The organism is Bradyrhizobium sp. Y36 (assembly GCF_002531575.1).
Taxonomy (GTDB): domain Bacteria; phylum Pseudomonadota; class Alphaproteobacteria; order Rhizobiales; family Xanthobacteraceae; genus Bradyrhizobium.
Window position 1 is genome coordinate 148,678 of sequence record NZ_NWTI01000002.1, and the last position, 17,278, is coordinate 165,955.

The 17,278-nt window shown below is 65.3% G+C and carries 18 protein-coding genes; 9 read left to right on the forward strand and 9 right to left on the reverse strand.

Features of this window, described 5'->3' with window-relative positions:
* A complete protein-coding gene (locus tag CO669_RS04165) occupies positions 1-2,808 on the reverse strand; it encodes a PAS domain S-box protein (RefSeq protein WP_097658254.1) in 2,808 nt (935 codons plus the stop codon).
* Positions 2,809-3,052: 244 nt separating this feature from the next.
* On the opposite strand from CO669_RS04165, the gene CO669_RS04170 reads away from it, so the two are divergent.
* Positions 3,053-3,439, forward strand: coding sequence for a response regulator (locus CO669_RS04170; RefSeq protein WP_198963826.1), 387 nt, complete (start codon positions 3,053-3,055; stop codon positions 3,437-3,439).
* An 81-nt stretch (positions 3,440-3,520) separates the two neighbouring features.
* On the opposite strand, the gene CO669_RS04175 is transcribed toward CO669_RS04170, so the two are convergent.
* The 5 genes from CO669_RS04175 to CO669_RS04195 form a co-directional block, all read right to left on the reverse strand.
* Complete coding sequence (locus CO669_RS04175; protein WP_097658256.1) at positions 3,521-4,639, reverse strand: branched-chain amino acid ABC transporter substrate-binding protein; 1,119 nt, start codon at positions 4,637-4,639, stop codon at positions 3,521-3,523.
* A 160-nt stretch (positions 4,640-4,799) separates the two neighbouring features.
* Positions 4,800-5,543, reverse strand: coding sequence for an ABC transporter ATP-binding protein (locus CO669_RS04180; protein WP_097658258.1), 744 nt, complete (start codon positions 5,541-5,543; stop codon positions 4,800-4,802).
* Positions 5,540-6,385: an ABC transporter ATP-binding protein gene (locus CO669_RS04185; protein WP_097658260.1), complete on the reverse strand. Its 846-nt coding sequence runs from the start codon at positions 6,383-6,385 to the stop codon at positions 5,540-5,542. The genes CO669_RS04180 and CO669_RS04185 overlap by 4 nt, the downstream gene beginning before the upstream one ends.
* Positions 6,382-7,701: a high-affinity branched-chain amino acid ABC transporter permease LivM gene (livM, locus tag CO669_RS04190; protein WP_097658262.1), complete on the reverse strand. Its 1,320-nt coding sequence runs from the start codon at positions 7,699-7,701 to the stop codon at positions 6,382-6,384. The genes CO669_RS04185 and livM overlap by 4 nt, the downstream gene beginning before the upstream one ends.
* Positions 7,702-7,712: 11 nt before the next feature.
* On the reverse strand, positions 7,713-8,630 hold the full coding sequence (locus CO669_RS04195) for an ABC transporter permease subunit (protein ID WP_097658264.1): 918 nt from the start codon (positions 8,628-8,630) through the stop codon (positions 7,713-7,715).
* A 281-nt stretch (positions 8,631-8,911) separates the two neighbouring features.
* Here CO669_RS04195 and CO669_RS35880 point away from each other — a divergent pair, with 281 nt between their 5' ends.
* Together CO669_RS35880 and CO669_RS04200 are read left to right on the forward strand one after the other, a co-directional pair.
* Positions 8,912-9,088 (forward strand): hypothetical protein, encoded by a 177-nt coding sequence (locus tag CO669_RS35880; RefSeq protein ID WP_198963828.1) that lies wholly within the window; start codon positions 8,912-8,914, stop codon positions 9,086-9,088.
* Positions 9,089-9,368: 280 nt separating this feature from the next.
* A complete protein-coding gene (locus CO669_RS04200) occupies positions 9,369-9,923 on the forward strand; it encodes a hypothetical protein (RefSeq protein ID WP_097658266.1) in 555 nt (184 codons plus the stop codon).
* Here CO669_RS04200 and CO669_RS04205 read toward each other — a convergent pair.
* The 3 genes from CO669_RS04205 to CO669_RS04215 all read right to left on the reverse strand — a co-directional run bounded on the left by CO669_RS04205 (position 9,885) and on the right by CO669_RS04215 (position 12,571).
* Positions 9,885-10,277, reverse strand: coding sequence for a carboxymuconolactone decarboxylase family protein (locus CO669_RS04205; protein WP_097658268.1), 393 nt, complete (start codon positions 10,275-10,277; stop codon positions 9,885-9,887). The genes CO669_RS04200 and CO669_RS04205 overlap by 39 nt on opposite strands.
* A 127-nt stretch (positions 10,278-10,404) precedes the next feature.
* Positions 10,405-11,187 (reverse strand): 3-oxoadipate enol-lactonase, encoded by a 783-nt coding sequence (pcaD, locus tag CO669_RS04210; RefSeq protein ID WP_097658270.1) that lies wholly within the window; start codon positions 11,185-11,187, stop codon positions 10,405-10,407.
* Positions 11,188-11,215: 28 nt separating this feature from the next.
* Positions 11,216-12,571, reverse strand: coding sequence for a 3-carboxy-cis,cis-muconate cycloisomerase (locus CO669_RS04215; protein ID WP_097658272.1), 1,356 nt, complete (start codon positions 12,569-12,571; stop codon positions 11,216-11,218).
* 172 nt (positions 12,572-12,743) lie between these two features.
* On the opposite strand from CO669_RS04215, the gene CO669_RS04220 reads away from it, so the two are divergent.
* From CO669_RS04220 to CO669_RS04245, 6 genes are all read left to right on the forward strand, one after another.
* The gene (locus CO669_RS04220) at positions 12,744-13,190 is read left to right on the forward strand and encodes an SRPBCC family protein (protein WP_097658274.1); all 447 of its coding nucleotides are present in this window, start codon (positions 12,744-12,746) and stop codon (positions 13,188-13,190) included.
* Positions 13,191-13,339: 149 nt separating this feature from the next.
* The gene (locus tag CO669_RS04225; protein WP_097658276.1) at positions 13,340-13,825 is read left to right on the forward strand and encodes a (2Fe-2S)-binding protein; all 486 of its coding nucleotides are present in this window, start codon (positions 13,340-13,342) and stop codon (positions 13,823-13,825) included.
* A gap of 26 nt (positions 13,826-13,851) precedes the next feature.
* Complete coding sequence (locus CO669_RS04230; RefSeq protein WP_097658278.1) at positions 13,852-14,658, forward strand: FAD binding domain-containing protein; 807 nt, start codon at positions 13,852-13,854, stop codon at positions 14,656-14,658.
* Positions 14,659-14,718: 60 nt separating this feature from the next.
* Complete coding sequence (locus tag CO669_RS04235; RefSeq protein WP_097658280.1) at positions 14,719-15,627, forward strand: AAA family ATPase; 909 nt, start codon at positions 14,719-14,721, stop codon at positions 15,625-15,627.
* Positions 15,628-15,740: 113 nt separating this feature from the next.
* Positions 15,741-16,943, forward strand: coding sequence for a vWA domain-containing protein (locus CO669_RS04240; RefSeq protein ID WP_097658282.1), 1,203 nt, complete (start codon positions 15,741-15,743; stop codon positions 16,941-16,943).
* A 10-nt stretch (positions 16,944-16,953) separates the two neighbouring features.
* On the forward strand, positions 16,954-17,277 hold the full coding sequence (locus CO669_RS04245; protein WP_097658284.1) for an XdhC family protein: 324 nt from the start codon (positions 16,954-16,956) through the stop codon (positions 17,275-17,277).
* Position 17,278: the final 1 nt, after the last annotated feature.

Genomic DNA, 17,278 nt, shown 5'->3' on the forward strand with positions numbered 1-17,278 from the left:
TCAACTGGCGAGGGCGGTCCTCAGCATCTTGGCGAGCTCGGACTTGCGGTAGGGCTTGGCCAGCAGCAGCACGCCGGAATCGAGCCGGCCGTGATGGACGATGGCATTCTCGGTATAGCCCGAGGTGAACAGCGTCTTGAGGTCGGGGCGGCGCCGGGCGGCTTCGTCGGCCAGCTGACGACCGTTCATGTTGCCCGGCATGATGATGTCGGTGAAGAGCAGGTCGATGGTCTTGTCGCCGTCGATGATGGTGAGGGCCTCCGCGCCGTTGGCGGCCTCGAGCGCGGTATAGCCGAGGCTCCTGACCTGGGTCACCACATATTGCCGCACCAACGCATCGTCTTCGACGATCAGGATCTTCTCGTTGCCGCCGGTGATGGGCGCGTTCTGCAGCGCCTCCATCTCGGTCTCCTGCACGCCGCTCGAGCGCGGCAGGTAGATCTTCACGCTCGTGCCGTGGCCCTGCTCGCTGTAGATCTTAATGTGCCCGCCGGACTGCTTGACGAAGCCGAACACCATGCTGAGTCCGAGCCCGGTGCCCTTGCCGACCTCCTTGGTGGTGAAGAAGGGGTCGAACACGCGGTCGATCAGCTCCGGCGGGATTCCGGAGCCGGTGTCGCTGACGGCGATCATCACGTAATTGCCGGCAACGACGTCCGGGTTCATGCTGGCATAGCCGTCGTCGAGGAATATGTTGCGGGTCTCCAGCACCAGGGTGCCGCCCTCGGGCATGGCGTCCCGGGCGTTCAGCGCGAGATTGAGGATCGCCGTGGAAAGCTGGCCGGGGTCGACCAGCGTCGGCCATGCATCCTCGGTGAGCTGCGGCACGATGGTGATCTGCTCGCCCAGGGTGGGGTGCAGCAGCTTGGCCGCTTCGAGCGCCAGCGCGTTGACGTCGATCTCGCGCGGCTGGAGCGGTTGCTTGCGGGCGAAGGCGAGCAGATGCTTGGTCAGCTGCGCGCCGCGCTCGGCGGCATCGTCGATCAGCTTGGTGATGGCAGCGAGCTCGGGGCGGTCGGCGACGGCGTCGGCCAGGATGCCGATCGTGCCGGTGATGACGGTCAGCACGTTGTTGAAGTCGTGAGCGACACCGCCGGTCAACTGGCCGATGGAGTCCATCTTCTGCACCTGGCGGAACTGGGCCTCGGCGGCCTGCTTCTCCGTCAGATCTCGTCCGATGAAGAAATGACGCTTCACGGGCTCCGACCAGGTGCCCATCCAGTTCAGCGTGACCTCGTGACCGTCGTAGTGATAGTAGCGCGCCTCGAAGCTGCGCTTGACCGCACCGCGCCGCGCCGCGCGCATTTCCTCCCGCGTCTTGTCGAGATCGTCGGGGTGGATGAACTCGGTTGCGCTGTGCCCGATCAGGTCTTCCGGGCTGAAGCCGAGGATGGTCTTCACGCTCGGGCTGACCTGGACGAAATTGCCGAAGCTGTCGGTGACCAGGATCAGGTCCTGCGAGGTCTCGAAGATGCGCTGGCGCTCCTCGATCTCCCGGCGAAGCTTTTCCCTGGATTGCTTCTCCTCGGTGATGTCGTGGGCAATCTTGGAGGCGCCGATGATTTGCCCATTCTCCGCCCTCAGTGGCGAGACATTGAGGACGACCTCGATCTCGCGACCGTCTTTTCTGATTCGGACCGTCTCGTGCTGGGCGATCGATTCGTTGCCGCTGATGCGGTTGAGAATGCTCCTGATTTCCGACTTGCGATCGTTCGGTACGATGATGTCGATCGGCTTGCCGATGGCCTCCGCCGCGGAATAGCCGAACAGGTGCTCGGCGGCGCGGTTCCAGCCGGTGACCTCGCCGTTGAGCGACTGGGTGATGATGGCATCGTTGGAGGATTCGACGACGGCGCCATAGAGCGCCAGCCGCTTACCGTAGAAGTCCCGATCCGATGCCGATTGCTCGCGCAGTCTGCCGACGAGACCCACCGTCCGGGCCTGAAGGCGAACGTTCTCGATCAGCAGCACCGCGAGCACGAAGCTCGACGCGCCGAGGCCGTAGAGACGGCCGGCGTAGAAACCGAGATCGAAACGCGCGACGTTGACGATCGCGGACAGCGCGATGTCGAACAGCCATACGCACATCACGACCATGAGCCAGATGTCGATCACCGAATGCGGTCGCCGGAACCACAGCGAAACCAGGGCGGCAAAGCTCAGCGACCACACGAAGGACACGACCCCGATCATGGTCGCCGTGTAACGGCCGTCGCGGAGCAGCACCGGCAACAGATCGTGCTGGCTGGTGACGATCCAGGTGAAGACCCCCATGGCCGCGACCACGCCGAGCACGATGGCGTAAATCGCGTTGCGCGGCGCGCCTCTGACCCTGGGGCCACCGTCCCTTTCCTTCAGCCAGGCATAGCCGAGGACGAAGAGCGGAAAGCCGCCATGCCAGATCATGTAAAGCCAGACGGTGGTTTGGCTGCCCGCACCAAACAGCCCGGTCGGCGTGAACAGGCCGGGGAAGGTGAGGGCGTGCACCAGCGCCGCCGCGGCAGTGAACAGGTAGCCGGTCGACAGCCACAACAGCGCGCGGGTCCGCAACACCGAAAACTGCGACAGCAGCAGCACGGCGGTGACGATGTCGCTGACCGCCAGGGCCGATTGATAACTCGCGACGAAAGCCGGGACTGGGAGTAACGGGGTACCCGCGAACGGAACGGCCAGGGCGAACAGAACCGAGGAAATGCCGACGATCCATAAGGCCGCGGTTCGATCGGCCGACGTGGCCGGCAGGGTTGAAAGGAAGGTGCTTCGGTCGATCGCAGGCGCATTCATCTCGTGCAGACCCGTTTTGAGCATCTCCGCAGTCCAAGATACGGCAGTCTTGACCTCCACGACCCCCAAGGTAGCCCGTTCCGGGCGCCTGTCGTGAACTGTTGCAGCGACGACTCAACCGAAGGTTACAGCTTACTTAATTTGGGTGGGAACGCGGAATAGGGATCAGGTAAGATGCGCTTTACTGGGCGGTGTCATAATGCCCTGCCAGTGTGCCGGGTTCCAGGTTTGAATCATATCATTTGATCGATCCGCGGGAGTTGTTCCCATGCCTCGTATTCTCATCATCGACGACCAGAAGGACGTGCGCGCCATGGTCGCGATCGTGCTCCGGGTCAATCATTACGAGGTTGCCGAGGCCGACAGTGGCGCGGCAGGGCTGAAAACGTTCGCGGAAAGCCCGTTTGACGCGGCGATTGTCGATATCTTCCTCGGTGACATCAGCGGCGTCGACGTCATCGCGGCCCTGCGGGAGCGCGCCCCGGGGCTTCCCATCGTTGCGGTGTCCGGAATGACGGCGCTGGATTTCATGGAACAGTCGCCCCACCTCGCCAACGTGATTTGCCTGCAAAAACCGTTTCGACCGAACGATCTCCTGCAGGCGCTTCGCAAGGCCCAGACCGCGGCCGCCGGCGAGCTGCCCGCAGCCGTCTGATCCTGCCGCGAAAGAAAACGCCCCGGGCAAGCCGGGGCGTTGACAAGGTTCGGGTGACGGGCGCGAGGCCCGGCGCCGCGCTCAGGTGCCGTTGCCGCTGATCTCGGCGTAGCCGCCCTTGGCGTCCCACTTGTAGACGACGTAGTCGATCTGCTTGATGTCGCCCTTGGCGTCATACTCGATCGGGCCGATCACGGTGTCCCACTTGCCGGCCTTCATCGCTTCCATGACCTTCTTGGCGTCGGTGGTGCCGGCCTTCTTGGCCGCCTGCGACCACACCTGCATCGCCGCGTAGGTGTAGAGGGTGTAGCCCTCGGGATCGATGTTCTTGGCCTTGAAGGCCTCGACGATCTTCTTCGCGGTCGGCTTGTTGCGCGGATCGGGGCCGAAGGTGAACAGCGTGCCTTCGCCGGCGGGGCCGGTGATGGAGGCATACTCCTTGTCGGCGAGCGCGTCGCCGGCCATCAGCACGGTCTTGAGACCCTGGTCGCGCATCTGACGCAGGATCAGGCCGCTCTCCTGATGGTAACCGCCGACATAGACGAGGTCGATGTTGTCACGCTTCAGGCGCGAGACGATCGCGTTGAAGTCCTTGTCGCCCTTGTTATAGGACTCGTACATCTTCTCGGTGACGCCGGCCTTGTTGAGCGCCTTCTTGGTCTCGTCGGCAAGACCCTTGCCGTAGGTGGTCTTGTCGTTGAGGATCGCGATGTTCTTGCCCTTGTAGTTCTTGGCGATGTATTGCGCCGCGATCAGTCCCTGCTGATCGTCACGGCCGCAGACGCGCGCCACGTTCCAGAGCTTGCGCTCGGTGAACAACGGGTTGGTCGAGGCCGGCGTGATCTGGAGCACGTTGCCGTCGGCATAGGCTTCAGAAGCGGGGATCGACGACGAGGAGCAATAGTGCCCGGCCACGAACGGGATTTTTGCGCCGGCGATCTTTTCGGCGATCGAGCGCGCCTGCTTCGGATCGCAGGCGTCGTCCTCGACGGAAAGCGCGAGCTTCTTGCCGTTGACGCCGCCGGCGGCATTGATATCGGCCACGGCCATCTCGGCGCCGTTCTTCATCTGGCGGCCGAAGGCGGACTCGCCGCCGGTCATCGGACCTGCGACTGCGACGGTGACATCCTGCGCGAATGCCGCGCTCGAGAGCGCGATCGATACGCCGAATGCCAGACCGATGAGCTTCAGTGATTTCATGAGATACCTCGCGGGTGGTCGCCTGTGGACGTTGCCGGGCATGCCCGGTTCAAACCGGCGCCATTCTTGAATGAATTCGAGGAGAAGTCACCGGCAAAATACGGGCATTGGCGCAGATATCTCGCCACATTCGGCCGCGCGCGGGCGCCCCGCGGCGCGGTCAGCCGTGCCGGCCGCCTTCCAGATAGGCGGCCCGAATTTCCGGGCGCTGCAACAATTCGGCCCCGGTGCCGGCCAGCGTGATCAGGCCATTGACCATGACATAGCCGCGATGGGCGAGCTTGAGGGCGTGGTTGGCGTTCTGCTCGACGATCAGCACGGTCAGCCCGTCCTGCCGGTTCAGGGTGCGGATCGCATCGAAGATCTGGCGCGCGATCAGCGGGGCGAGACCCAGCGAGGGCTCGTCCAGCAGGAGCAGGCGGGGACGGCTCATCAAGGCACGGCCGATCGCCAGCATCTGCTGCTCGCCGCCGGACAGGGTTCCGCCGCGCTGGGCATAGCGTTCCTTCAGTCGCGGAAACAGCGAGAAGACACGCTGCAGGGTCGCCTCGCGTTCGCCCTCGGTGCACGCGGTGGCATCCGCCCCCATCTGGAGGTTTTCCGCCACGCTCATGCGCGGGAAGATGCGGCGGCCTTCCGGCGATTGCGCGATGCGCAGATGCGCAATCTCGTGGGTCGGCACGTCGGTGATGTCGCGGCCTTCGTACAGGATCTGGCCGGCGCGGGCGCGCGGCTTGCCGAAGATCGTCATCATCAGCGTCGACTTGCCGGCGCCGTTGGCACCGATCAGCGCCACGATCTCGCCGGAGTTGATCTCGACGTCGACGCCCTTCAGCGCCTCGATCTTGCCGTAGGCGGCGCGCAAGCCCCGGATCGCGAGCAGAGGGGAGGGTGCCGGCGTCACGAGCCGCCCTCCATCACCGCCGCGGCCTCTTCCTCGTCGGCGCCGAGATAGGCGGCGATCACCTTGGGATCGTCGCGGATCTCGCGCGGCGTGCCTTCCGCGATCTTGACGCCGTGGTCCATCACCACGATGTGGTCGGAGATTTCCATCACCACCGACATGTCGTGCTCGATCAGGAGGATCGAGGTGCCGAGTTCGTCGCGGATCGAGAGCAGGAGCTCGCTCAAGGCCGCGCTCTCGCGCGCATTGAGGCCGGCGGCGGGTTCGTCCAGGCACAGCAGCGCGGGCTCGGTGCACATCGCGCGCGCGATCTCGAGCCGGCGCTGGTCGCCATAGGCGAAATTGCCGGCGGCGTCGTCGGCGCGGTCGAGCAAATTGACCCGCTTGAGCCAGTCGGTGGCCAGTTCGATCGCGCGCTTCTCGGCGACGCGATAGCCGGGCGCACCGATGAGGCCGAGGAAGGTGAAGCCGGAGGCGCGCATCAGGGCGTTGTGCTGCGCCACCATCAGGTTTTCCAGCGCGGTCATACCGGGAAACAACCGGATGTTCTGGAAGGTGCGGGCGACCTTGGCCTGCTTGGCAATGCGGAAATCGTTCAGGCGCTCCAGCGCGACCGTTTTGCCGTCGTCGTGGGTGAGGCGAATGGCGCCGCCGCTCGGCTTGTAGAAGCCGGTGATGCAGTTGAACACCGTGGTCTTGCCGGCGCCGTTCGGCCCGATCAGCGCGGTGATCTTCTTGCGCGCCGCCGAGAATGACAGGTCCTGCACGGCGACGATGCCGCCGAAGCGCATGGTGAGCCGGTCGACGCCAAGAATCCTATCGCTCATCTTGTCGCCGCTCATCCGTGACCTTCCTTGACGAGGTCGGAGGAGATCGCCTTCGCCTTGGTCAGATACACGGTGGGCGCGCGATGGCCGATCAGCCCGCGCGGCCGCCAGATCATGATCAGCACCATCGCCATGCCGAACACCAGCATGCGATAGGTCTCAAGGCTCCGGAACAGCTCGAAGCCGCCGATCATGGCGAGCGCGGACAGCGCCACGCCGAGCTGCGAGCCCATGCCGCCGAGGACGACGATGGCGAGCACCAGCGCCGATTCCTGGAAGGTGAAGGATTCCGGGCTGATGAAGCCTTGACGGGTGGCGAAGAACGCGCCGGCAAAGCCGCCGAACATCGCCCCCGTCGCGAACGCCGTGAGCTTGGTGGTCGTGGTGTTGATGCCGAGCGCGCGGCAGGCGACCTCGTCCTCGCGCAAGGCTTCCCAGGCCCGCCCGATCGGCAGGCGGCGCAGGCGGATCGTCGCCCAGTTGGTGAGCAGCGCGAGCGCCAGGATCAGATAGAACAGGAAGATGATTCGGTGGGTCGGCGAATACTCGATGCCGAGCCTGGCGGCGAGGCCGTCGTCGCTGTTGTCGAGCGGGATGCCGAAGAAGGACGGGCGGGGAATGCCGGAGACGCCGTTGGGGCCGCCGGTCAGATCCTGCCAGTTGATGATGACAAGACGGATGATCTCGCCGAAGGCGAGCGTCACGATGGCGAGATAGTCGCCACGCAGGCGAAGCACCGGGAAGCCGAGCAGGACGCCCCAGAACGCGGCGAGGATGCCGGCGAGCGGCAGGCAGATCCAGAACGACCAGCCGAAATTCGTGGCGAGCAGTCCATAGGAATAGGCGCCGACCGCATAGAAGGCGACGTAACCGAGATCGAGCAGGCCGGCGAGGCCGACCACGACGTTGAGGCCCCAGCCCAGCATCACATAGGTGAGCACGAGGATCGCGAGGTCGAGAATGTAGCGCTGGTTATAAAAGATCACCGGCACCAGCAGCGTGAAGATCAGGAGCGCGGGCGCAAGGTAGCGGCCGATGAACGACACGCCGCTCTTCACCGCGGGCGGCACCAGGTTCTCGGCGCCGGTCGGGCCGATCCATTGCCGCAGCAGCTCGATCACGATCGAGCCGCCGAACACCGCAGCGACGAGGGAGGCGAGGTCGCCGAAGCGGGTCCAATAGGTGAGCTGGCCGGAGGCGCCCGCTTCGGTGCGGATGCCGACCATCAACGAGAACAGCACCAGCGCGACGAGGGCGTTGATGAAGGCGGTCTTGAGGAGGGCGGCGATGCCCGTTGCAGTTTTGGCGGTATGGGGCGAGGGAGCTTTCACGCGTGCGTCCGTCAGACTTTTTCGACTTCGGGACGACCGAGCAGGCCGGTCGGCATGAAAATCAGCACGACGATCAGGATCGAGAACGCCGCGACGTCCTTGTACTCGACCGAGAAATAGGCCGACCAGAACGTCTCGATCAGGCCGATCGCAAGGCCGCCGAGCATGGCGCCGGGCAGCGAGCCGATGCCGCCGAGCACGGCGGCGGTGAACGCCTTGATGCCGGCGACGAAGCCCATGAAGAAATCGACCAGGCCGTAATAGAGCAGGTACATCAGGCCGGCGACCGCGGCGAGCGCGGCGCCGATCACGAAGGTCATGGAGATGGTGCGGTCGACGTCGACGCCGAGCAGCGCCGCCATGGTCTGGTCCTGCTCGCAGGCGCGCATGTCGCGTCCGAGCCGGGTCTTGGACACCAGCCAGGTGAAGAGGGCGAGCAGCACGATCGTGGTGACGACCACCATGATCTGGATGTTGGAGAGCTGGATGACGAAGCCGTCGGCGCTCTCGTGCAGCGTGTAGCCGCCGGTGATGAAGGGCGGGATCGGCTTGACGCGCGCGCCCTGTGCGACTTGGGAATAGTTGGTCAGCACGAAGGACATGCCGATCGCCGACAGCATCGGGGCGAGACGGAAGGAATGGCGCAGCGGCCGGTAGGCGATGCGCTCGATGGTCCAGCCATAGAGCGCGGTGATCGCCATCGAGACCAGCAGCACCACGAGCAGGATCAGCGGGATCGCGGTCAGCCCAAGCGAGATCAGGATCAGGAAGGTGATCAGGGCGATGAAGCCGCCGATCATGAAGACGTCGCCATGGGCGAAGTTGATCATGCCGACGATGCCGTAGACCATCGTATAGCCGATCGCGATCAGGCCGTAGATGGAGCCGAGCACGAGGCCGTTGATGAGCTGCTGGGTGAAATAATCCATGGGCTGCCGTACCAAACCTGACGCGGGCTCAAAGGAAGAGCTCTTAGGAGAGTGGGTTTATTGGGCCGTTTCTTGGGCCCCGGCAGCCCCTAAGCATTCTTGCGGTTTTGTAACAGGAGGGAACTGGCGGCTGCAACAGGTCAACGCCTCGGCAGAAGGTCTTGTACAGAGGTCATTTGGTGCTTTCGGTTCCGCACCCGCGAGGAACTGGGTTCCCGGGGCAACCAATCCGGAGGGCGGCAGTTGTCTCGTCTCTGACGTCCAACAAGGGAGTTCCCCGAATGACGAAGCAGCAGAACCAGAATCCGGGCCAGCAGAGTCAGAACCCCGGCCAGCAGCGCCCCGGGCAGCAGCAGGGCGGCGGTCAGAAACCCGGACAGCAGCAGCAGAACGACCCGATGCGCCAGGGCGACAAGCCCGGCCAGCAGCAGGGTGGCCAGCGCGATCAGGACAATTAGTCTGGGAGCCCAGGCGTAATGAGGATGACGAGGGCCCCGCCGAAACGCGGGGCCTTTTTCTTTTGCGTCTCACTGCGTCATTTCGGGCCGACTCGAAGAGCCGCCCCCGGGAAACTCGAGAATCCGGAGGCTGACGCACCATCCCGGAATGATGACGCCCCCGGGGGCCGGTTAAGGTAAACAAAGGGTTTAAATTGCCGCCACAGTCTGATGCGAGTTAGCTCCGGCGAAGCCGCTGCCTTCCGTCGAAGGCCTGCGGCCAGATCAAGCGGGAAGCGGCATGTTCAGGAATTGGCGGATCGGCTCGGTCAACGGCGTGCTGCTGGCAGCCTATTTCATTCCAGTCTGGACCCTCGTCGCCTTCAACATCATCGTGGCACCGGTGCACGGGCTCTACGAGCGGCCGAGCGTCGCCGTTGCGCTGTACCTCAGCGATCATCTCCAGATGGCCGGGATGGACACGGTGCGCGCCGCGTGGCTGCTGGCCCTGGGACGGCTGACCGCGGTGGCGTTCTTCGTGATTTATCTCGCGCTGCTCTGCATTCCCCGCACGCGGAAGAATGGCGGCAGCGACGAGGCGCTCGGCATTGCGGTGGCGATCGGGAGCCTGCTCTCGTTTGCCAGCATGGTGATGGCCTCGAAGGTCGGCGAGTTGGCTGCGCTCCGGCTGCATGCCACCGAGCTGTTGCTGCTGCTCGGCGCCGCAATCGTGCTCGTGATCGAGAAGCCGGTGGCGACGCCGAAGACCGTCGAAGCCGCTGCGCCGGCCAACCTTCAGCCGGCAAGTCTTCAGCCGCTAGCTCTTGAGCAGGCCGAGCTCCTGCACAATCGCTGAGGCTTCCTTCACGGCGTGGTTGGCCGCCGGCACGCCGCAATAGATCGCCTGCTGGAGCAGGATTTCCTTGATGTCCTCGGGCGTGAAGCCGCCCTCGGCGAGGGCCGCGCGCACATGCAGGCGGAATTCGTCCCATTGCCCGAGCGCGACCATGGTGCCGATCACCAGCACCCGTCGCGTGCGCTCGTCGAAATGGGGGCGGGTCCAGATCTCGCCCCAGGCATAGCGCGTGATCAGATCCTGGAAGTCGGTGTTGAACGCGTTGCGGTTCGCGATCGACTTGTCGACCCAGGCATTGCCCAGCACCTTGCGGCGAACGTTCATGCCGGCATCGCGGCGCTTCTGGTCGTCCATTGTATTTCTCCGGATCGGTCATTCCGGGTCGCCTCGAAGAGGCGAACCCGGAATCTCGAGGTGATGAATGCGGATCGAGATTCCGGGTTCGATGCTTCGCATCGTTCCGGAATGACGGTGACGGTGATTAGCGCTGCGTCAGGAAGCCGACCACCGCATCGGTGAACGCGTGCGGCTGCTCGACGTTGGAAATGTGGGCGGCGTCGATGATGGTCATGCTGGCGCCGGGAATGTTGGAGCGGATCAGTTCGCCCGCCGAGATCGGCGTCGCCTGATCGTGGCGGCCCGCGATCACCAGCGTCGGGCTCTTGATCCTGGGCAGCAGCGCGCGCTGGTCGAGCGTCGACAGTGCCTCGCAGCAGGCGAGATAACCTTCGATCGGCGAGGCGAGCAGCATCGATTTCATCCTCGCGGTGATGTCGGGCTCGCGCTCGCGGAAATCCTGGGTCAGCCAGCCCGCGATCACGGCGTCGGCGACCGCGGCGATGCCGCCCTTCTTCACCGCGTCGATGCGCTCCAGCCATTTCGTCGGCTCGGCATAGTAGCAGGAGGTGTTGGCGAGGATGAGCTTGCCGAAGCGTTCCGGCGCGTTGGCGCCCAGCCATTGCCCGACCATGCCGCCCATCGACAGGCCGCACCAGTGCACCTTCTCGATGTTGAGGTCGTCGAGGATCGCGAGCACGTCGCGGCCGAGGCGCTCCATCGTATAGGGGCCGGGCGGTACGTTGGACCTGCCGTGGCCGCGGCGGTCGTAGCGAATGACGCGGAACACCTGCGTCAGCGCCTTCATCTGGGGCTCCCACATCTGAAGCGTGCAGCCGAGCGAGTTGGACAGCATCAAGGTCGGCCCGCCGTCGCGGCCCTCGACGGAGACGTTGATCAGGCATCCGTCGGCATCGATCATGGGCATGCGGCGTCTCCGTCGTCTTGTGCGGTTCTTATTCGCGGTCGAGGCTGTCGAGCAGCCGGTCGATCAGGGCTTGGGAAGCCCCTTGATAGGCCATCGGCTCGAACAATGCCGCAATTTTTTCCGGCGAGAGATGCACGGTGACCTGCGAATCAGCCGACAGGACTTCGCGCAGGTGCTTCTTCTCGGCAACCGCGCGCTTGCTGGCGGCTTCGACGAGATGATGCGCATCGCTCTTGCCGATCCTCTCCGCCAGCGCAAAGGTGACGGCTTCTGCCATGATCAGGCCATGCGTCGCATCGAGATTGCTGCGCATGCGCGCGGCATCGACGTCCAGGCCCTCCGCGATGTCGACAATGGCGGCCAGCGCGCCGGAGGCGACCAGCATCAATTGCGGCAGCGTCGGCCATTCCGCGTGCCAGGGGCCGGCGCTGCGCTCGTGGTCCTGCACCTGGGCCGCGAAGATCGTCGCCGCAAGCTGCGGAGCCATCGTGGCAGCGCCGAGCGCGCTTGCGGCAGCGACCGGGTTGCGCTTGTGCGGCATCGTCGAGGAGCCGCCGCGGCCTTCGCCGGCGGGCTCGAACGCTTCGGCGACGTCGGTCTGCATCAGCAGCGAGACGTCGCGCGCGATCTTGCCGCAGCTGCCGGCCAGAATGGCGAGGCACGAGGCGGCCTCGGCGATCCGGTCGCGATGGGTGTGCCAGGGCGCTTCCGGCAGCGGCAAGTCGAGCTCCTGCGCGAGGCGTTCCGCCACGGCAAGGCCCTTGTCGCCGAGGGCGGCGAGCGTGCCGGCGGCGCCGCCGAACTGCAGGGCGAGGCCCTCGCGGCGCAGCCGCCGCAGGCGGCAGCGGGAACGGGCGAGGCTTGAGGCATATTCGGCGGCCTTGAGGCCGAACGGCATCGGCAGCGCGTGCTGGAGCCAGGTCCGTGCCACCATCGCAGTGTTGCGATGGCTGCGCGCCAGCGCCGCAAAGCCCTTGATGGCGCGGCTGAGGTCGGCGTCCAGTGCATCGATGCCGGCGCGGAGCATGAGCATGGTCGCGGTGTCGATGACATCCTGGCTGGTGGCGCCCCAATGCACGTAACGCGCGGCCTCCTTGTCGGCCGAGCCGACAGCGGCGGTCAGCATCTTGACCAGGGGAATGGCGAGATTGCCCGATCGTGTCGCGGCCTCGGCCAGCGCGGCCATGTCGAGGCGATCGGCCTTGCATGCGGTCGCGATCGGCCCCACGGCCGAGGCGGGAATCACATCCGTGGCGGCCTCGGCGCGGGCCAGGGCTGCCTCGAAATCGAGCATGTTCTGCAGGGTGGACCGGTCGTCGCAGATCGCCCGCATGGCGGCGCTCGACAGCATCGGTGCGAGCAGGGCGGAGAGGGAGGTGCTCATGTTGCGCGCGACCTAATCATCATGGTCCGGCCATGCCAATCCCCCAGTGTCCGCAAACGTCTTTTTGCAGTTGCGAATATGCATTGCACGTGACCGGGCGCCGCCCTTTCCTTTGCCGCGTCCCTGCGTTACTTGATCAGCACTATAGTTACGCGATCCGGGAGGCACCCTCATGGCCATGACGATGAACGGCGAAGTCCAGCTTGCAGCGCCGCGCGAGGCCGTGTGGGCCAAGCTCAACGATCCCGAGGTGCTGAAGGCCTGCATCCCCGGCTGCGAGGAGCTCGAGAAGACCGATGATGGCGGCTTTCGGGCGACGGCGAAAATGAAGGTCGGCCCGGTGTCGGCACGCTTCAAGGGCAAGGTCACGCTCAGCGATCTCGACCCGCCGAATGGCTACAAGATCTCCGGTGAGGGCGAGGGCGGGGTCGCCGGCTTCGCCAAGGGCGGCGCGGTGGTCAAGCTCGCGGAGAAGGACGGCGGCACGTTGCTCTCCTACGAGGTCGAGGCGCAGATCGGCGGCAAGTTGGCGCAGCTCGGCCAGCGCCTCATCAACGGCGCCGCCAAGAAGCTGGCCGACGAGTTTTTCACGAACTTCGCCAAGGCGGTACAGAGCTGAAGGTCCAATACCTTTAGCAAGGCGCCTTCGGCATGGCGCCTTGCGTCCGGGGCGATGTTGCCCCGGGGCATAATGGCCCATATGATGGGTTGGAATAATTATAAGAACCGCTTCGACGGGACCCGTCGGGGCGCTGATAGAGAGTGCTTATGGCAAAGATCTCCCTCATCGTGAACGGCAATCCTGTCACGGCCAATGTCGATCCCCGCACGCTTCTGGTGCAGTTTCTGCGCGAGAATCTGCACCTGACCGGCACCCATGTCGGCTGCGACACCTCGCAGTGCGGCGCCTGTGTCGTGCATCTCGACGGCAAGGCCGTGAAGTCCTGCACCACGCTTGCCGTGATGGCCGACGGCCACGAGGTCAAGACGATCGAGGGGCTGGCCGCCGACGGCGCACCGCTGCATCCGATGCAGGAGGCCTTCCGCGAGCACCACGGCCTGCAGTGCGGCTTCTGCACGCCCGGCATGATCATGACCGCGATCGACATCGTGCACCGCAAGGGCCACGAGCTGGACGACCATACGATCCGGGAAGAGCTGGAAGGCAATCTCTGCCGCTGCACCGGCTACCAGAACATCGTCACCTCGATCTCCGCCGGCGCCAAGGCGATGGCGAAATCCGATCTCGCTTAACGCGCCTCCGCGACCAGGACATTCAGATGTACGAATTCAAATATCATCGCCCCGGGACCGTGCGGCAGGCCGCCAACCTGCTGGTGAAGAACGAAGACGCCAAGGTGATCGCCGGCGGCCACACGCTGATTCCCGTGATGAAGCAGCGTCTCGCCAGCCCCCCGCATCTGGTCGACCTCTCCCATATCGAGGGGCTCAACACGATCGAGATGAAAGGCCGTTCGCTCGTGATCGGCGCCACGGCCAAGCACGCCGAGGTCGCGAGCTCCGCGATTGTCGGTGAGGCGATCCCGGCGCTGGCGAATCTCGCGAGCCAGATCGGCGATCCGGCGGTGCGCCACAAGGGCACGATCGGCGGCTCGCTCGCCAACAACGACCCGACCGCGGATTACCCGGCGGCCGTGCTCGCGCTGGGCGCGACCATCGTCACCAACAAGCGCCGCCTCAAGGCCGAGGAATATTTCCAGGGCCTGTTCTCGACCGCGCTGGAAGCCGACGAGATCATCACCAAGGTGATGTTCCCGCTGCCGAAGAAGGCGGCTTACATCAAGTTCCGCAACCAGGCCTCGCGCTATGCGCTGGTCGGCGTGTTCGTGGCGCGGCGTCCGTCGGACGTTCGGGTTGCCGTGACCGGCGCCGGCTCCGAGGGCGTGTTCCGCGTCGAGGCGTTCGAGGAAGCCCTCAAGAAGCGTTTCGCGTCGAAGGCGATCGAGGGCATCGACGTGCCGGCGGAGGGTCTCAACAGCGACATCCACGGCAGCGCCGAATACCGCGCGCATCTCATCGGGGTGCTGACGCGGCGCGCCCTCGACGCCGCCAACGCCAAGGAATAAGCGGGCCACCGACTGGCCCGACACTTGCCCCTGTGAGGGCGTAACCGAGACTGGCCTTTCATGACTTCAGTGGCCTTGCCGGCATCGGTCGATGCGATGCTCGAACTCTTGACGTCGCGCGGCTATCTCGCCGAGCGATCGCTGGCGACGGTGACGTACCTCTCGCTGCGAATGGGCCGGCCGCTGTTCCTCGAAGGCGAGGCCGGCGTCGGCAAGACCGAGATCGCCAAGGTGCTCTCGGCGGCGCTGGGGCGGAAGCTGATCCGCCTGCAGTGCTACGAGGGCCTCGACGTCTCCTCCGCCGTCTATGAGTGGAATAGCGCGGCGCAGATGATCGCGATCCGGATGGCGGAAGCCGCCGGCGACACCGATCGAGACCAGCTCTCCTCCGACATCTTCGCCGACCGCTACATGATCAAGCGGCCGCTGCTGCAGGCGCTCGAGCCCGACGTCGCGGGACCGCCGGTGCTGCTGATCGACGAGCTCGACCGTGCCGACGAGGCCTTCGAGGCCTACTTGCTCGAAATCCTCAGCGACTTCCAAGTGACTATCCCTGAATTCGGTACCGTGAAGGCGCCGGCCCCGCCGATCGTCATCATCACGTCGAATCGCACCCGCGAGATTCACGACGCGCTGAAGCGGCGCTGTCTCTATCATTGGGTCGATTACCCCGCGGCCGAGCGCGAGCTTGCGATCGTCAAGACGCGCGTGCCCGGCATCTCCGCAAAGCTGTCGCAGCAGGTCGTGCGCTTCGTGCAGGCGCTGCGCAACCAGGACTTCTACAAGTCGCCCGGCGTTGCCGAGACCATCGACTGGGCGACCGCCTTGTCGGAGCTGGACGCCCGCTCGCTGACCCCGCAAGTGGTCGGCGACACGCTGGGCGCACTGCTCAAGTACCAGGACGACATCACCCGCATGCAGGGCGACACCCTGCAGAAGGTGCTGAAGGAAGCGACCAGCGAGATTTGATTTTCCGTCATTCCGGGGCGCGCGTAGCGCGAACCCGGAATCTCGCGCCACAACTTCTGGATTCCGGGTTCGTCGCTCCGCGCCGCCCCGGAATGACGGAGCTGGGATAGACCATGGCCATCAACCACCTTGCCCCGGAGCAAACCGAGCAGTTCGCCGACAACATCGTCGGCTTCGCCCGTGCGCTGCGTTCGGCGGGCATGCCGGTCGGGCCGGGCGCTGTCATCGACGCCATGAGCGCGCTGCAGGTGATCGACATCGGCAACCGCGCCGACGTCTTCGCCACGCTGGAGGCGATCTTCGTCAAGCGCCACGAGCACGCGCTGATCTTCAGGCAGGCCTTCAACCTGTTCTTCCGCGCCTCGGAAGAGTGGAAGCACATGCTGGATTCGGTGCCGCTGCCGGAGGAGGCCAAGAAGAAGCCGCAAGCCGGCTCGCGCCGCGTGCAGGAGGCGATGTCGCAGCCGCGCATGACCGAGACGCCGCAGCACCAGGAGCAGGATCTGCGCCTGTCGGTCTCCGACAAGGAGATCCTTCAGAAGAAGGATTTTGCGCAGATGAGCGCGGCCGAGATCACCGAGGCGCTGCGTGCCATCGAGCGGATGCGGCTGCCGCAGGCCGAGCTCCTGACGCGCCGGCACCGGCCTGACGCTCGCGGCCTGCGCCTCGACCTGCGCCGCACGCTGCGCGCCTCCTTGCGCACCGGCGGCGACATCATCGACATCCATCGCCTCGGCCGGATCGAGAAGCCGGCGCCGATCGTGGCGCTGCTCGATATTTCGGGCTCGATGAGCGAATATACCCGCCTGTTCCTGCATTTCCTCCACGCCATCGGCGACGCCCGAAAGCGCGTCTCGGTATTCCTGTTCGGAACCCGTCTCACCAATGTCACCCGCGCACTGCGCCAGCGCGATCCCGACGAGGCGCTGGCGAGCTGCTCGGCCTCGGTCGAGGACTGGGCCGGCGGCACGCGGATCTCGGCCTCGCTGCACAACTTCAACAAATTGTGGGCGCGGCGGGTGCTGAGCCAGGGCGCCATCGTGCTCCTCATCTCCGACGGGTTGGAGCGGGAGGCCGATTCCAAGCTCGCCTTCGAGATGGACCGGCTGCACCGCTCCTGCCGCCGGCTGATCTGGCTCAACCCGCTGCTCCGGTTCGGGGGCTTCGAGGCCAAGGCCCAGGGCATCAAAATGATGCTCCCGCACGTTGACGAATTCCGCCCCGTGCATAATTTGGGTTCAATCCAGGAGCTGATCACGACGCTCTCCCGGCCGCTGCCGCCGCATCACCGCAGCCTGATCCGCTCCGCAGCTTGAGAGGCCACCGATGCTCGATCGCGACGAGGATATCCTGAAGGCGGCGGAGGACTGGCAGAAGGCCGGCCATGGCGTCGCGCTGGCGACCGTTGTGGAGACCTGGGGCTCGGCGCCGCGCCCGGCTGGCTCCAGCCTCGTGATCAACGACGAGGGCACGTTCCTGGGTTCGGTCTCCGGCGGCTGCGTCGAAGGCGCCGTGGTCACCGAGGCCATGGACGTGATCCAGAGTGGCAAGCCCAGAATGCTGGAGTTCGGCGTCGCCGACGAGACCGCCTGGAATGTCGGGCTGTCCTGCGGCGGCACCATCCGCGTCTTCGTCGAGAAGGTCGGCTAGC

Coding starts and splice junctions, on each gene's coding strand:
- CO669_RS04185 (WP_097658260.1), bottom strand. CDS start 6,385: ATGAGCGGCGACAAGATGAGCGATAGGATTCTTGGCGTCGACCGGCTC.
- pcaD (WP_097658270.1), bottom strand. CDS start 11,187: ATGCCCATGATCGATGCCGACGGATGCCTGATCAACGTCTCCGTCGAG.
- CO669_RS04195 (WP_097658264.1), bottom strand. CDS start 8,630: ATGGATTATTTCACCCAGCAGCTCATCAACGGCCTCGTGCTCGGCTCC.
- CO669_RS04225 (WP_097658276.1), top strand. CDS start 13,340: ATGGCAAAGATCTCCCTCATCGTGAACGGCAATCCTGTCACGGCCAAT.
- CO669_RS04240 (WP_097658282.1), top strand. CDS start 15,741: ATGGCCATCAACCACCTTGCCCCGGAGCAAACCGAGCAGTTCGCCGAC.
- CO669_RS04235 (WP_097658280.1), top strand. CDS start 14,719: ATGACTTCAGTGGCCTTGCCGGCATCGGTCGATGCGATGCTCGAACTC.
- CO669_RS04165 (WP_097658254.1), bottom strand. CDS start 2,808: ATGCTCAAAACGGGTCTGCACGAGATGAATGCGCCTGCGATCGACCGA.
- CO669_RS35880 (WP_198963828.1), top strand. CDS start 8,912: ATGACGAAGCAGCAGAACCAGAATCCGGGCCAGCAGAGTCAGAACCCC.
- CO669_RS04230 (WP_097658278.1), top strand. CDS start 13,852: ATGTACGAATTCAAATATCATCGCCCCGGGACCGTGCGGCAGGCCGCC.
- CO669_RS04205 (WP_097658268.1), bottom strand. CDS start 10,277: ATGGACGACCAGAAGCGCCGCGATGCCGGCATGAACGTTCGCCGCAAG.
- CO669_RS04220 (WP_097658274.1), top strand. CDS start 12,744: ATGGCCATGACGATGAACGGCGAAGTCCAGCTTGCAGCGCCGCGCGAG.
- CO669_RS04175 (WP_097658256.1), bottom strand. CDS start 4,639: ATGAAATCACTGAAGCTCATCGGTCTGGCATTCGGCGTATCGATCGCG.
- CO669_RS04245 (WP_097658284.1), top strand. CDS start 16,954: ATGCTCGATCGCGACGAGGATATCCTGAAGGCGGCGGAGGACTGGCAG.
- CO669_RS04215 (WP_097658272.1), bottom strand. CDS start 12,571: ATGAGCACCTCCCTCTCCGCCCTGCTCGCACCGATGCTGTCGAGCGCC.
- CO669_RS04200 (WP_097658266.1), top strand. CDS start 9,369: ATGTTCAGGAATTGGCGGATCGGCTCGGTCAACGGCGTGCTGCTGGCA.
- CO669_RS04170 (WP_198963826.1), top strand. CDS start 3,053: ATGCCTCGTATTCTCATCATCGACGACCAGAAGGACGTGCGCGCCATG.